Source organism: Geomicrobium halophilum (assembly GCF_014207655.1).
Taxonomy (GTDB): domain Bacteria; phylum Bacillota; class Bacilli; order Bacillales; family Marinococcaceae; genus Geomicrobium; species Geomicrobium halophilum.
Genome location: NZ_JACHHJ010000003.1, coordinates 322,394 through 336,781, shown reverse-complemented (window position 1 = coordinate 336,781; position 14,388 = coordinate 322,394). Strand labels below are relative to the sequence as shown.

At 43.6% G+C, this 14,388-nt stretch carries 15 protein-coding genes; 13 read left to right on the top strand and 2 right to left on the bottom strand.

Features of this window, described 5'->3' with window-relative positions; all coding sequences use genetic code 11:
• Window positions 1–5: 5 nt before the first annotated feature.
• A complete protein-coding gene (rpoE, locus tag HNR44_RS12085) occupies window positions 6–491 on the top strand; it encodes a DNA-directed RNA polymerase subunit delta (protein WP_184404547.1) in 486 nt (161 codons plus the stop codon).
• Between the two features lie 201 nt (window positions 492–692).
• Complete coding sequence (gene pyrG / locus HNR44_RS12080) at window positions 693–2,300, top strand: CTP synthase (RefSeq protein ID WP_184404546.1); 1,608 nt, start codon at window positions 693–695, stop codon at window positions 2,298–2,300.
• Window positions 2,301–2,379: 79 nt separating this feature from the next.
• On the opposite strand, the gene HNR44_RS12075 is transcribed toward pyrG, so the two are convergent.
• A complete protein-coding gene (locus HNR44_RS12075) occupies window positions 2,380–2,895 on the bottom strand; it encodes a DUF2529 family protein (RefSeq protein WP_184404545.1) in 516 nt (171 codons plus the stop codon).
• 330 nt (window positions 2,896–3,225) lie between these two features.
• Between HNR44_RS12075 and HNR44_RS12070 the strand changes: the two genes are divergently transcribed.
• From HNR44_RS12070 to HNR44_RS12035, 8 genes are all read left to right on the top strand, one after another.
• Window positions 3,226–3,585: a response regulator gene (locus HNR44_RS12070; RefSeq protein ID WP_184404544.1), complete on the top strand. Its 360-nt coding sequence runs from the start codon at window positions 3,226–3,228 to the stop codon at window positions 3,583–3,585.
• Between the two features lie 90 nt (window positions 3,586–3,675).
• Window positions 3,676–4,542, top strand: coding sequence for a class II fructose-1,6-bisphosphate aldolase (gene fba, locus HNR44_RS12065; protein ID WP_184404543.1), 867 nt, complete (start codon window positions 3,676–3,678; stop codon window positions 4,540–4,542).
• A gap of 151 nt (window positions 4,543–4,693) precedes the next feature.
• Window positions 4,694–5,344: a fructose-6-phosphate aldolase gene (gene fsa / locus HNR44_RS12060; RefSeq protein ID WP_184404542.1), complete on the top strand. Its 651-nt coding sequence runs from the start codon at window positions 4,694–4,696 to the stop codon at window positions 5,342–5,344.
• 72 nt (window positions 5,345–5,416) lie between these two features.
• Window positions 5,417–6,703: a UDP-N-acetylglucosamine 1-carboxyvinyltransferase gene (locus HNR44_RS12055; protein ID WP_184404541.1), complete on the top strand. Its 1,287-nt coding sequence runs from the start codon at window positions 5,417–5,419 to the stop codon at window positions 6,701–6,703.
• 209 nt (window positions 6,704–6,912) lie between these two features.
• Window positions 6,913–7,881, top strand: a complete 969-nt coding sequence (gene glpX, locus HNR44_RS12050) for a class II fructose-bisphosphatase (RefSeq protein ID WP_184404540.1) — start codon at window positions 6,913–6,915, stop codon at window positions 7,879–7,881.
• A 389-nt stretch (window positions 7,882–8,270) separates the two neighbouring features.
• A complete protein-coding gene (gene rho, locus HNR44_RS12045) occupies window positions 8,271–9,560 on the top strand; it encodes a transcription termination factor Rho (protein ID WP_184404693.1) in 1,290 nt (429 codons plus the stop codon).
• 109 nt (window positions 9,561–9,669) lie between these two features.
• A complete protein-coding gene (locus tag HNR44_RS12040; RefSeq protein WP_184404539.1) occupies window positions 9,670–9,915 on the top strand; it encodes a type B 50S ribosomal protein L31 in 246 nt (81 codons plus the stop codon).
• 134 nt (window positions 9,916–10,049) lie between these two features.
• Window positions 10,050–10,187 carry a hypothetical protein gene (locus HNR44_RS12035; RefSeq protein ID WP_184404538.1) on the top strand — a complete coding sequence of 46 codons (138 nt, stop codon included), beginning with the start codon at window positions 10,050–10,052 and terminating at the stop codon, window positions 10,185–10,187.
• Between the two features lie 112 nt (window positions 10,188–10,299).
• Here HNR44_RS12035 and HNR44_RS12030 read toward each other — a convergent pair whose 3' ends face one another.
• Entirely contained in the window at window positions 10,300–11,643 is a 1,344-nt protein-coding gene (locus HNR44_RS12030; protein ID WP_281381419.1) for an FAD-dependent oxidoreductase, read from the bottom strand.
• Between the two features lie 120 nt (window positions 11,644–11,763).
• Here HNR44_RS12030 and prfA point away from each other — a divergent pair, with 120 nt between their 5' ends.
• From prfA to HNR44_RS12015, 3 genes are all read left to right on the top strand, one after another.
• Window positions 11,764–12,825, top strand: coding sequence for a peptide chain release factor 1 (prfA, locus tag HNR44_RS12025; RefSeq protein WP_184404536.1), 1,062 nt, complete (start codon window positions 11,764–11,766; stop codon window positions 12,823–12,825).
• On the top strand, window positions 12,822–13,679 hold the full coding sequence (gene prmC, locus HNR44_RS12020; protein WP_184404535.1) for a peptide chain release factor N(5)-glutamine methyltransferase: 858 nt from the start codon (window positions 12,822–12,824) through the stop codon (window positions 13,677–13,679). The genes prfA and prmC overlap by 4 nt, the downstream gene beginning before the upstream one ends.
• A 78-nt stretch (window positions 13,680–13,757) precedes the next feature.
• Complete coding sequence (locus HNR44_RS12015; RefSeq protein WP_184404534.1) at window positions 13,758–14,357, top strand: stage II sporulation protein R; 600 nt, start codon at window positions 13,758–13,760, stop codon at window positions 14,355–14,357.
• Window positions 14,358–14,388: the final 31 nt, after the last annotated feature.

Here is a 14,388-nt window from a genome sequence, read left to right as displayed (position 1 = left end):
ATGCCGTGACCATTCGTGAATTAAGTCGTGAGCAAGTAATGGAAACGTCGACAGTCGAACTTGCTTACTTGGTTTTAAAAGAAAAACGAGAACCCATTCTCTATAAAGACTTGTTTACTGAAATCGTGAATACCAAAGAAATTGATGAAGATGAAATGGATGAACGTCGTACAAAATTGTATACTTCTTTAAACACGGATGGACGTTTTGTTCATCTAGGGGCGAATCATTGGGGTTTAAAGGCTTGGTATTCCGTTGATAAATCTGAAGATGATTTAGGCAATACTTTTCAGCCAACTCCTAGAGGAAATGATGATCAAGAATCCGAAAATATGGAAGATGATCTTGAGGATCTAGAAGACGAACTCGATGAACTCGCGAACGAAGAAGACGAGGACACCGAGGAAAAAGATGACTTTGAAGGTTTCGGTCAGGATGATGAAGGCCAGGATGAAGAAGACAGTAAGGGTGCAGACGAGGAAGAACAGTGATGAACTCCTTAATCTTATCTCACCTTGACTTTTGATGTTGGTGAATGTAAAATCATTTTTGGGCTTGTACAGCTGAAGGAAAAATATAGCTGTAAATGATAGGTGAACGAAGAGACACAATAAAAGTGCGCCCCCACCCTGCTGGTGGTTGTGGCGACACTTTTTTTGTTTTTATGCAGATAAATAAAGGAGGCACAAGGTATGTCAGTCAAGTATATATTCGTGACGGGCGGGGTTGTTTCATCTCTCGGGAAAGGGATCACGGCTGCCTCCCTAGGAAGATTATTGAAAAATAGAGGTCTGAACGTTACCATCCAAAAGTTTGATCCTTACATCAATATCGATCCGGGAACGATGAGTCCTTATCAACATGGCGAAGTGTTCGTCACAGATGATGGGGCTGAAACTGACCTTGATTTGGGTCACTATGAGCGTTTTATTGATATCAACCTTAATCAGAACAGTAACGTAACGACAGGGAAAGTTTATTCATCGGTGATTCGAAAGGAACGCCGCGGCGACTACCTAGGCGGAACTGTACAAGTCATCCCCCACGTGACGAATGAGATTAAGGACCGTGTATATCGTGCTGGAAATGAAGCTAATGTAGATGTTGTGATTACTGAAATAGGCGGAACAGTCGGAGACATTGAGAGCTTGCCATTTCTTGAGGCGATCCGCCAGATTAAAAGTGATGTTGGTGTGGAAAATACGATGTATCTCCATTGCACGTTAATCCCCCATCTGCCTTCTGCTGGTGAAATGAAGTCAAAGCCTACCCAGCATAGCGTTAAGGAATTGCGTTCAGTAGGGATCCAACCGAATGTCATCGTCCTCCGTACTGAACAAGCAGTGCCAGCTGATATGAAAGAAAAAATTGCGCTCTTTTGTGATATAGATAAGAACGCGGTGGTTGAATGCCGTGATGCGGATACTCTTTACCAGGTACCCTTAGATTTACAGGCACAAAAGCTGGATACGATCGTTTGTGACCATTTGAATCTAGAGAGTCCGGAACCTGAAGCTGAAATGACTGAATGGAAAGCGCTAGTGGAAAGGGTTAATCATCTTTCTAAAAAGATCACGATCGGTATCGTTGGTAAGTATGTGGCGCTTCCTGATGCGTATCTTTCCATAGCTGAGTCCCTCAAGCATGCAGGATATACTTTTGATGCAGATGTGGACATTTGCTGGTTTAATTCCGAGGAAATTACACCTGGAAATGCCGCTGATCAGTTGAAAGAAATGGATGGGATCCTTGTTCCTTACGGATTCGGGCACCGCGGGGTAGAAGGAAAAATGAGCGCTATTCGCTATGCCCGTGAAAGTAACGTCCCGTTCTTTGGAATTTGTCTAGGAATGCAGCTTGCTTCGGTTGAATTTGCACGGAATGTGCTTGGTTACGAAAATGCAGCTTCAGCGGAATTAGTTGAGGATCCGGAAGACCCAATTATTGATTTGCTTCCGGAGCAAAAAGATGTCGAAGATCTAGGTGGTACGCTTCGTCTCGGGCTGTATCCTTGTAAACTAAAAGAAGGATCGGTTGCAAAAGCTGCTTATGGTGAGGAAATTGTTTACGAGCGCCATCGTCATCGTTATGAGTTTAACAATTTCTATCGTGAGGCGCTTGAGGAAGCAGGTTTTGTTGTTTCGGGGGTAAGCCCTGACAATCGACTTGTAGAGATTGTGGAACTAAGCAACCATCCGTTTTTCGTGGCTTCCCAGTTTCATCCTGAGTTTGTATCACGGCCTACTCGTCCTCAACCACTTTTTCGTGAATTTATTCGTTCCGCATTGCCAAACGAATAGGCAAAAAAATCGAGTGGCGTACACTCGATTTTTTTAAAATCATTGATGTTTATCAATGGTTAATGCTATAAACCCTATACTATTCTTCAATTATCTCCAGAAGTTGAAAGATCATTGCCTGATATGCATAAATCATACCCAGTTCTGTAGGAAAGCCACTTTTTGTTCCGTCAAGCGCAGGGACGATCGGAGATGATGGTGTCGTAACCATAATGGGCTCCTCCATTCCTTCTACAAATGAAAGGTCGGGGTGACCAGGACCTAACAAGACGAGGGGAATATTGAGGGTTAATAGTTGCTGCAAGTCTTCAATTTCCTGGTTTGTTTCCTTTCCGTTCGTAAGGATAAGTAAACGATCGGCAGCGGTTACTTTAATTGTGTCTGTCCAGGAAATGCAGGATATTCCATCAGGTGTATCCTGATTTTGTACAATAGCAGCTGCAAGTGGTGCGAACCTCCTGCTTGCACTTACATAGATCTCTCCTTCCCCCACAAGTGCTTGAGCGAGTAGTCTTGCACTATCAGCAATCTCCTCTTCCTGGTCTTGAATGGAGGAGAAGACCCGTTGCAATTGCGTTGTATACATTTTTAACATAGACTGAACCCCTTTCATTTCTACTCTAACAAAAAAAGGAGATGAAAGAATGGTGCAGAATAAGTATAAAGAAGGAAATCACATGTAAAATTAACAGTTATTAGCGGATGCTCAATAAGCTCGGGAAAATTGCAGTCTGTTTCAAGAAAAGCCGGAAAAAACTGTTACATTTAACAACGCCGAAGCGAGTCCCTCAAAATCAAATTCTCGAAAAAGAAAAAACAATCTCTCTAGTTCGAAGGATTGTAGGTACTCGAAGCCATGTTTAATCCAACTACTCGGTTTTTGCTTCCTTTTGAATGTTTATTTCTTTTGCCAGGGGTGATAGAAATGCAAAAAGTACTAATTGTTGACGACATCGTTGGCATCCGTATTTTAATAAAAGAAGTCTTACAAGCAGATGGTTACGTTGTAGAGGAAGCGGCCACAGGCAGCCAAGCGTTGCAATGGGCGGATATGTGTGATTTTGATGTTGTGATTTTAGACCTGAAATTGCCAGATCAAAGCGGAATCGATGTATTAAAAAAAATGCGCGATAAGGGTTGTACAGCAGGTTTTATAATGATTACAGCTTATGAAGAACTGAATGTATTAGCTGAGGATTTGGGACTCTTAGCTTCATTATCGAAACCATTTGATATACATAAGGTGCGGGAGATCGTAAGCCAATTTTTGGTACCCGATGATTGATTCTCAATTTATTGCAAGAAATGAATGGAGTGAATGTGTTACAATTAAAATCGCATATGAACTTTAAAGTGTACATAAGGAGGGATCTTCATGCCGCTGGTTTCGATGACTGACATGTTACGGGAAGCGAAAGCCAACCGTTATGCGATTGGACAATACAACCTTAATAATATGGAATTTACTCAAGCAATCTTACAAGCTGCTCAAGAAGAACAATCACCGCTTATTTGTGGGGTTTCTGAAGGTGCTGCCCGATACATGGGTGGATTTTCAACGGTGGTCCAAATGGTCAAAGCCTTTATGGATACATATCAAATCACCGTTCCTGTAGCGATTCACCTTGACCATGGCTCTAGTTTTGAATCTTGCGTGCAAGCGATTCATGCAGGGTTTACATCTGTCATGATTGACGGCTCCCACGACCCATTGCAAGAAAATATTGCAGCCACGAAACGGGTGGTATCTGTGGCTCATGCCGTAGGTGTATCGGTTGAAGCCGAACTGGGAAGAATTGGTGGTCAGGAAGATGATATTGTGGTGGATGCCGCTGAAGCAATGTATGCCATTCCTGAAGAATGTGAGCAATTGGTAAATGAAACAGGGGTTGACTGCTTTGCTCCTGCACTTGGCTCTGTACACGGCCCTTATAAAGGTGAGCCAAAATTAGGATTTAAGCAAATGGAGGAAATCAATAAGCTTGTCGGTCTTACACCACTTGTTCTTCACGGGGGTACGGGCCTCCCTATTGAGGATGTGAAACGTGCCATCGAGTACGGTCATGCAAAGGTCAATGTAAACACAGAAAGCCAAATATCAGCAACGAACGCAATTAAGGAGTTCTTTGATGAAAATCCGGATAAGTATGACCCACGGAAGTATCTTGGACCTGCGCGTGAGGCAATTAAAGAAACAGTAAAAGGAAAGATGCGTGACTTTGGCTCCTCAGGTAAAGCCTAATTTTAAATTCCTTTCGCCTTTTTTGCAAAGCAGCTTAGATCTAAAGGCAGGGAAGTGTTAGAAAAACGGTCCCGTTGCTTCACGGCGAAAGTCGCTTTCTTATATTTTCCCGGCTTTTTTGAATATCCTCTTATAGATAGGAGAATTTTTCATGAAATTTTTTATTGATACCGCTAATTTAGATGATGTTCGCTTAGCCCATGATCTTGGTATTCTCGATGGCGTAACGACCAATCCGAGCCTCGTTGCCAAAGAAGGGATTGATTTCAAAGCACGCCTTCAGGAAATCACAGAAATTGTGAACGGATCTGTAAGTGCTGAAGTGATTACTACAGAGGCTGAAGAGATGATTAAAGAAGGAAAAGAATTAGCAGCAATTGCTCCCAATGTTACGGTTAAGGTACCGATGACACTTGAAGGACTCAAGGCTGTGAAGGTTTTTAAAGAGGATGGGATTGAGACAAATGTGACGCTCATTTTCTCTAGTGTGCAAGCATTATTGGCTGCAAGAGCGGGCGCTACTTACGTGTCTCCATTTATCGGCCGTCTTGATGATATTGGTCATAATGGACTTGACCTTGTCGGTGAAATCTCTAATATTTTTAACGTTCACAGCATTGATACACAGATTATAGCAGCATCTGTTCGCCACCCTGTACATGTAGCAGAAGCAGCAAAACAAGGGGCACATATTGCTACAATTCCATCTAAAGTGATTCATCAACTAGTAACTCACCCATTAACAGATAAGGGTCTTGATGCTTTTCTTGCAGATTGGGAAAAAGCAAATAACGGGAAATAACAGATGTCTATTAGCATAGCACCTTGTCAATACTGGGACTGATTAATAGGCAAGATAGGGAGTGACTAAACCATGGATAAATTAATGGTAGAGGGTGGACATGCGCTATCTGGCCAAGTCCATATCAGTGGAGCCAAGAACAGTGCAGTCGCTTTAATACCGGCGGCAATATTAGCAGATTCACCGGTGACCATTGATAACCTTCCTCTTATTTCTGATGTTGAAGTATTAGAGGATTTGCTCACTCACATCGGCGCAGATGTGGAGTTAGCAGGTGAATCAATCACAGTCGATCCTCGCTCTGTCACCCCTATGCCATTGCCAAATGGAAAAGTGAAGAAATTACGGGCTTCCTATTATATGATGGGTGCGATGTTAGGCAAATTTAAAAAAGCAGAAATCGGTCTTCCCGGGGGCTGTAACTTAGGGCCAAGGCCGATTGATCAACATATTAAAGGGTTTGAGGCTTTGGGAGCTTTTGTTTCCAATGAACAGGGCTCCATCTACTTACATGCCAATGAACTTACAGGTGCAAGAATTTACCTGGATGTGGTAAGTGTAGGCGCAACGATTAACATCATGTTAGCTGCTGTTAAAGCCAAAGGTCGAACAGTTATTGAAAACGCTGCCAAAGAACCAGAGATCATTGACGTTGCGACGATTCTTTCGAGCATGGGTGCTGTCATTAAAGGGGCAGGCACAGACGTCATTCGGATCGAGGGTAAAGATGAATTAAAAGGATGTGCACACACGATTATCCCGGATCGTATCGAAGCCGGTACGTATATGATTGCAGCAGCGACGATGGGAAGTGAAGTGACGATTGAAAATATTATCCCTAATCACCTTGAATCACTAACAGCTAAGTTACAGGAAATGGGTGTTGATGTACTCGTTAAGGATGATGCCATCGTCGTACGGTCGAACGACCATTTGAAAGGTGTAGATATTAAGACGCTTGTGCACCCTGGCTTTCCTACTGATTTACAACAACCGGTCACTTCCCTACTTGCTAAAGCCAAAGGAACCAGCATTATTACAGATACGATCTACAACGCGCGGTTCAAACATATAGATGAATTACGGCGGATGGGGGCCGATATTAAGATTGAAGGTCGTTCTGCGATGGTGAATGGTGGTTTAAAATTAGAGGGAGCACGGGTGAAAGCAAGTGATCTACGTGCAGGGGCTGCACTCGTGATCGCTGGGCTATTGGCGGATGGGGTCACTGAAATCACCGGTCTTCACCACATTGACCGCGGGTATGAGGCTCTAGAAGACAAACTCATTGGCCTCGGTGCTTGTCTTTGGCGCGAGGAAATGACCGACGAGGAACAAGATCAACTGAAAAGTTCGTAAAAACGACTCAACGTTTTTAACGTCTCAAGTTTTTTACAAGCGTTTTCTTGAGCGTCGCTGGGATCGTCCTATCTAGATGACCAATGTGCGAATGAGTAAGGGGAATCTTGGTATATGATGGGCAAATCAATTTAATGCCCCTTTTCATGAAGTTGATAACGTGGGAAGAGGGGATATTTGCATAAAATGTTAAAGGAGTTGGGAGAAGGATGGAAAGAAGCTTATCCATGGAACTCGTTCGAGTTACCGAAGCCGCGGCGCTTTCAGCTGCGAGATGGATGGGGCGCGGGCAGAAAGAGGAAGCGGATGATGCCGCAACGAGTGCGATGCGTGATGTTTTCGATACGATACCGATGAAAGGAACCGTGGTCATTGGTGAAGGGGAAAAAGATGAAGCGCCAATGCTCTATATCGGTGAAAAACTGGGGAATGGATTTGGTCCACGTGTAGATGTGGCCGTTGATCCCGTTGAGGGAACAAATATTGTTGCCAATGGACAGTGGAATGCGTTAGCCGTAATCGCAGTGGCTGATAATGGCAGGTTGTTACATGCCCCGGATATGTATATGGATAAAATTGCGGTCGGCCCAGAGGCTGTAGGTGTGATTGATTTAGATGCTTCGGTTACAGATAATCTTAAAGCAGTAGCGAGAGCACGTGGAAAAGACGTTGATGACCTTGTCGTTACCATCTTGAGCCGACCCAGGCATCAGCATATTATTGATGAAGTCAGGGCAGCAGGTGCGCGTATTAAGCTCATACAGGATGGGGATGTGGCTGCTGCCATCAATACGGCATTCAATGATACAGGCATGGATATGTTAATCGGTAAAGGAGGCGCACCGGAAGGCGTGATTTCAGCTGTAGCATTAAAATGTCTTGGCGGTGAAATCCAGGGGAGATTGCTCCCGAAAGATCAAGCTGAAGCTGAACGCTGTAAACGCATGGGTGTAGAGGATACAACGAAAATTTTAAAAATGGATGATCTTGTCGGCGGAGATGACTGCATTTTTGCTGCTACGGGCGTGACGGAAGGTGAACTGCTCAAGGGTGTTCATTACAAAAGTACAAGGGCTACCACACAATCGGTGGTTATGCGGCAAAAATCTGGCACCGTGCGCTTTGTAGACGGAAAGCATAATGTTGATAAAAAACCTGATTTTGTATTCAAGTCGTGATCGCTCTTTGAGCGATCTGATTTTTTTCTTAATGAAGGCTTCTCTCCAAGGCTTGGCGTAAGCCAAGTTTTTTAAGTGAAGTTAAAGCTTGTTTTTTGTTTGAAGACTGGTATAATAATTTTAAGTGAGAGAACGTATGATCGCTATATTGTTTTTTTGTCAGTTGTTGTCATGTTTGGTAAAAGAGGTTTTGTTTCGAATTTTGATATGTTATTTTGAAGGTAACCATTATAACCCGTGTTGTTAACCAATCATAACCAGTCTCCTTGGTTAACTGCCTCGATCCGTTCAACGGAATTTGCTGTTGAAGTTTCAATTTCCTTGCCTCTCCATAATTATTCCTGTAAACGAAGTATAGATCTGTAATTATTAGAAAGTGGTGATGAGTGTTGAGTTTATCCTTGGCCGAGCTTGAAGGAAAGACGCTGCGTGATTTGTACAGGCTCGCAAAAGAATTCAAGATATCTTATTATAGTAAATTGACGAAGCAAGAACTGATTTTTGCGATTTTGAAGGGGCAAGCGGAACAGGATGGCCTGATGTTCATGGAAGGTGTTCTTGAGATTATTCAAACGGAAGGATACGGCTTCCTAAGACCGATTAATTATTTACCAAGTTCTCAAGATATTTATATTTCAGCGTCGCAAATCCGCCGTTTCGATTTACGTAATGGCGATAAGGTTTCTGGGAAAGTTCGGAAGCCAAAGGATAATGAACGTTATCATGGGTTATTGCAAGTGGAAGCAGTAAATGGGGATGAACCTGATGCATCGAAGGAACGCCCCCATTTCCCGGCACTCACGCCCCTATTCCCCGATGAACGAATTCGCTTGGAAACGAACCCTGGCCGCCTGTCTGCTCGTATTATTGATATTGTAACGCCTGTAGGATTTGGACAACGGGGATTGATCGTGGCTCCACCGAAGGCGGGGAAAACATCTTTGCTCAAGCAAGTAGCAAACAGTATAACGGAAAATCATCCTAATTCAGAGCTCATTATGCTACTTATTGACGAGCGCCCAGAGGAAGTGACCGATATCGAGCGCTCCGTGAAAGGTGAGGTTGTTCACTCCACCTTTGATGAAGTGCCTGAAAACCATATTAAAGTTACGGAACTTGTATTAGAACGGGCTATGCGTCTTGTGGAACAGAAAAAAGATGTAGTGATCCTAATGGATAGTATCACACGCTTGGCACGTGCGTATAACCTCGTGATTCCACCAAGCGGGCGCACGCTTTCCGGTGGGATTGACCCTGCGGCTTTCCATCGTCCGAAGCGTTTCTTTGGTGCTGCGCGTAATATTGAAGAAGGTGGCAGCATGACCATTTTAGCCACAGCGCTCGTAGATACCGGCTCGCGTATGGACGACGTCATTTATGAAGAATTTAAAGGAACGGGCAATATGGAACTCCACCTTGATCGCCGACTCGCTGAAAGGCGAATTTTTCCATCCATTGATATTCGTCGCTCCAGTACCCGTAAAGAGGAACTCCTCATTTCCAAAGGACAACTCGAGAGCTTATGGGCTATGCGTAAAACGATGAATGATTCCCCGGAGTTCGTCGATCATTTTATACGACGTATTAAAGACACAAAAACCAACGATGAATTTTTCGAGCGAATGGAACGGGACAAGGCAAGAGCGAATTCACAACAGAAATCGAGCTCGTCCTCGTAAAATGAAAAAATAAATTAGCACTTGAAAAACGCGGGCAACGTTGGTAAAATCAATTTATGTGTAAAAAGACCTCTTATTTCTAAAGAGCGTAGAGGAGGGAATGAGATCAATGAAAAACGACATTCATCCGCAGTATCAAAACGTTGTATTTTTAGATACAGGGACCGGTTTTAAATTTTTGGGTGGATCTACACAGTCTTCAACAGAAACGATTGAGTGGGAAGATGGAAATACTTACCCGCTTCTAAAGGTGGAGATTAGTTCAGATTCCCATCCTTTCTATACAGGAAAACAAAAAGCTGCTGACGCCGGTGGACGTATCGATAAGTTCAAGAAAAAATACAACTTGGATTAATCATGAAGAGCTGCTCTGGGTGGAGCAGCTCTTTTTAATTGGGTTCTTTTCCTGTAACCTCCATTTATTATGTTATAAATCCTTGGGCATTATAGATATATACCCCCTATTGAGGGTAACCAAGGGGGCCCGCTATGTTTAAAAGGCTCTGTTGTTTGTTGGTTCTTTTCAGCCTCGTTGGTTGTACGCCAGTTAATCCACCACAATATATGATGGAGACAGGGATTGTTCTAGATGTGGCTGAATCTTTAATGGAGACGGATTCTTCATAAAGACGAAATGATTTATTGCTGCAAGTGGGATCATGTTTTTGGGAACGGAAAGCACACCTGTCATAAATCAGCATCAACCTCTCTGCTTACAAAGTGGAGAGGTTGTTTTTTGTTATCGGACCCGCCTGGCTGCTTGTTGCATAGGATCCCATACACCGTTGTAAGGCGGTGCGTAGGAAAGGTCAAGGTTTTCGAATTCATCTATGCTCATGTTGTGATAGAGTGCGGTTGCGAGAACATCAATCCTTTTATCAACACCGGATTCCCCAATCACTTGCGAACCGAGCAGAAGTTGGTTGTCAGTACGGTAGACAAGTTTAATGTGAATAGGCTTTTTGTCATTAAAATAGCCGGCAATGTCCGTACCTTTATAATATACGGAGTCAGCAGGAAGTCCCATGTTCTCAGCCTCTTTTTTAGAAAGTCCTGTGCGTGCTGCGGTTAGGCGGAGAAAACGGAAAATAGCCGTTCCGACCACGCCTTGAAAATACTTCTTTTCTCCGCTCATGTTGGTGCCGGCAATACGCCCTTGCTTATTGGCATGCGTCCCCAACGGGAGATAATCGTCTTGTTCTTTGATTCGATGATATTGCAGGGCACAGTCACCTGCTGCATATACATCTTTGACGTTCGTTTGCATTTGGGCATTAACATTTATAGCCCCTTTTTCACTTAACATAATGTCGGTTGTTTCCAAAAAAGATGTATTCGGTTTAATACCTGTTGCGAAGACAACGAGGTCTGTGTTTTGCTGCTCTTCACCCATACATACCGCAGAAACACGGCCGGAATTTGCCGTTTTCAGTTCGGTAACGCTTTTTCCTAGTCGTACATCAATACCTTGGTCTTTAGTCTCTTCCTGTAATAATTCAGCCATATCTGGATCGAAAACTTTGGCTAATTGTTTATTCCGATCAATGAGAAGGACGTTGAACCCTCGGGTTTTGAAAGCTTCCGCTAGTTCAAGGCCGACATAACCACCGCCGACAATCGTTAAATGGTGGCGTTCATGCATGTCTTTGCGTAATTGCTTAAGGTCCGGGATGGTCTTCAACGTGTGCACCCCTTCGGCGTCAGTACCTGGAAGAGGTGGAAGAATCGGATCTGCCCCGGAGGCAATTAATAATTTATCGTAAGTTATCGTAAAGGGCTGATCGGATTTCCGGTCAATTCCGTGAACTTCTTGATTTTGTGTATCTACGTTTTTGACTTCATGCTCGGTGCGTGCATCAATGCCATATTCTTCTCGAAAGGTCTCAATGGATCGAGCGATTAAATCATCAGGATGTAATACTGACCCTTCAATGACATAAGGCAAACCACATTGTGCATAAGAATAAATCGTTCCTCTCTCCAGTGTAGTGATTTGTGCATTGCCAGGTCCCTTACGACGGACAATTTGCATAGCAGCGCTCATCCCTGCGGCATCTCCACCAATAATCACATAACGTTTCAAATGTTACACCTCCATACTGAAGCATTCCCCTTCATGCATGGTGAAAAACCCCGTGCTGTTTTGACGCTTCCAGAACCTTATATTATACTGAGAACAGTAGAATGTGATGAGGTGAATGTTGTGCTCGATAAATTACAGTCAGTGGAGGATCGCTATTATCAACTCAATGAGTGGTTGAGTGACCCTGACATTGTGAACGAACCGGACAAATTACGTGATTATTCCAAGGAACAATCAAATTTAGAGGAAACGGTTCAAAAGTATCGCGAATATAAAGCTGCTAATGAAGAGCTGGAAGAAGCGAAAACCATGCTTAAGGACGATCTCGATGACGAAATGAGGGAAATGGTAAGAGGGGAGATTGAAGAATTAAACGGACGAATTACAGAGCTTGAAGAGCAATTGAAGATTCTCCTCATTCCAAAGGATCCCAATGATGACAAGAACGTGATCGTTGAAATTCGTGGAGCTGCCGGCGGGGATGAGGCAGCGCTTTTTGCAGGGGACCTATTTCGTATGTATTCCCGTTATGCGGAGATGAAACGCTGGAAAGCGGACGTCATTGAATCGCACGAGACGGATATGGGCGGTTTTAAAGAAATTATTTTTACGATTAACGGCGAAGGTGCCTATTCAAAAATGAAATATGAAAATGGGGCCCACCGTGTACAGCGTGTGCCCTCAACTGAATCTGGAGGCCGCATTCATACATCGACCGCTACGGTTGCAGTTTTACCGGAAGCTGAAGAAGTAGAAGTAGAAATTCATGATAAGGATTTACGTATTGATACCTTCGCTTCTAGCGGTCCAGGGGGACAGAGCGTAAATACAACGATGTCTGCCGTTCGTATTACGCATGAGCCTACAGGTATTGTCGTTTCTTGCCAAGACGAAAAATCCCAAATCAAAAACCGTGATAAAGCGATGAAAGTCTTACGGGCACGTATATACGACAAGTATCAAAAAGAGGCAGAAGAAGAGTATGCAGAAAACCGCAAAGCGGCTGTAGGGACTGGAGATCGTTCAGAACGGATTCGTACGTATAATTTTCCACAAAGTCGAGTGACCGATCATCGTATCGGACTCACGGTTCAAAAACTTGATCAGGTTTTACAAGGACATCTAGATGAAATTACGGATGCTTTAATTGTGGAAGAGCAAGCGGATTTGATGGGACAATGACGGAACCTCCACGTGTGTACGAAGCCCTGCATTGGGCTTCGTCTTTTTTAAAACAACGAGATCTTGAAAGTAAAGCGGCGGAGCATTTAATGCAAAATGTGCTGCAACTGGAAGGTGTGCACTATCAACTTCATTTAAGGGAACGCTTAAATGAAGAGGAGTGGGGTCAATTTAAGGAAATGGTAGATCGCCACGGACAAGAGGAACCTATTCAATATATTACAGGCATGGCCTCTTTTTATGGACGTCATTTCAACGTTGATCCTGCTGTTCTCATTCCTCGACAGGAAACGGAAGAGCTAGTGCTGCTCATTTTGGAAAAAGCAAAGAAGCGTTTTCAACGGCCGATAATTGCAGATATTGCCACAGGTAGTGGTGCTATCGCAGTTACACTTGCTCTTGAATGGCTGGAGGCAGAGGTATGGGCTACAGATATTTCAGCAGACGCCATTACAGTAGCAAAGGAAAACGCATCTCAGCTTCACGCGCCATCAATCACTTTTTTGGAAGGAAATATGGCCACACCATTAAGAGAAAACGGCAAAGTTGTCGATGTACTCGTTTCGAACCCTCCCTATATTGCCACGCGTGATTGGAAGGGACTGGCACCCCTTGTTCGAGATTATGAGCCTCGTCAAGCATTAGATGCAGGCGGAGATGGTTTACATTTTTATCGACAATTAGCAATGGATCTCCCTTACGTGCTTGCCGACAACGGTCTCGCTTTTTTTGAAATTGGGGACACCCAAGGGCCTGCTGTTGTTCTGCTTATGGAACAACAGCTTCCTGATGCAACGGTGAATATTGTCAAGGACATTAATGGGAGAGATCGTATCGTCACGGTTGAAAGGTAAAAACTTTGTCGGATGATTTTTTGTTTAATGCGACCCGTCCTCTGTCCAGACTGGGGGTAGAGAGGACGGGGATGAAAAATGAAGTTTGCGATTATTTATATTTTTATCGGATTATTTTTAGTTGTAGGGAATTGGGAAAGTCAACAGCAGCATTGGCAACAAGAAGATGAAGTAACTGAGGATTCAATACGTTTACGAATATTTTCCCACGATGATTCACTTTTGCAACAAGAAATCAAACGTCAAGTCAGGGATGAAGTGGCGCTTTACAGTGCGGATCACATGGAAGAAGTTCCGTCCATAGAAGAGGCGCGAAAAGTTTTTGAATCCCATTTGGATATAATTGAAAAAAAGGCAGAAGAAGTTGTCCATAATTATGATGATTCTTTGCCTGTGGATGTCTCCTTGCAGAAAGAGGTAGAGTTTCCTACCCGTGTGTATGGACCGCTTGTTTACCCGGCAGGGGATTATGAAGCGCTCGTGATTGAAATTGGAGAAGGTGAAGGGGAAAATTGGTGGTGTGTTCTTTTTCCGCCTTTATGTTTAACTGATCTTGGTATCGGCGAAGAGGAAGAGGAGCAAAGCGAGGAAGAAAAGGAGCAGGAGGATGAAGAAGAGAATGGGCCTGAATTTACCTTCTTTTTAGCAGAAATTTGGGAGGATTTATTCAATGCTTAAGAAGGTTATGATCAGACCTGTGGAAAAATCA

Bases quoted from the DNA above. Each gene is read 5' to 3' on its own strand.
- HNR44_RS12075 (WP_184404545.1), bottom strand. From the start codon at position 2,895: ATGTTAAAAATGTATACAACGCAATTGCAACGGGTCTTCTCCTCCATT.
- HNR44_RS12035 (WP_184404538.1), top strand. From the start codon at position 10,050: ATGTTTAAAAGGCTCTGTTGTTTGTTGGTTCTTTTCAGCCTCGTTGGT.
- fba (WP_184404543.1), top strand. From the start codon at position 3,676: ATGCCGCTGGTTTCGATGACTGACATGTTACGGGAAGCGAAAGCCAAC.
- pyrG (WP_184404546.1), top strand. From the start codon at position 693: ATGTCAGTCAAGTATATATTCGTGACGGGCGGGGTTGTTTCATCTCTC.
- fsa (WP_184404542.1), top strand. From the start codon at position 4,694: ATGAAATTTTTTATTGATACCGCTAATTTAGATGATGTTCGCTTAGCC.
- HNR44_RS12070 (WP_184404544.1), top strand. From the start codon at position 3,226: ATGCAAAAAGTACTAATTGTTGACGACATCGTTGGCATCCGTATTTTA.
- HNR44_RS12015 (WP_184404534.1), top strand. From the start codon at position 13,758: ATGAAGTTTGCGATTATTTATATTTTTATCGGATTATTTTTAGTTGTA.
- HNR44_RS12055 (WP_184404541.1), top strand. From the start codon at position 5,417: ATGGATAAATTAATGGTAGAGGGTGGACATGCGCTATCTGGCCAAGTC.
- HNR44_RS12040 (WP_184404539.1), top strand. From the start codon at position 9,670: ATGAAAAACGACATTCATCCGCAGTATCAAAACGTTGTATTTTTAGAT.
- glpX (WP_184404540.1), top strand. From the start codon at position 6,913: ATGGAAAGAAGCTTATCCATGGAACTCGTTCGAGTTACCGAAGCCGCG.
- prmC (WP_184404535.1), top strand. From the start codon at position 12,822: ATGACGGAACCTCCACGTGTGTACGAAGCCCTGCATTGGGCTTCGTCT.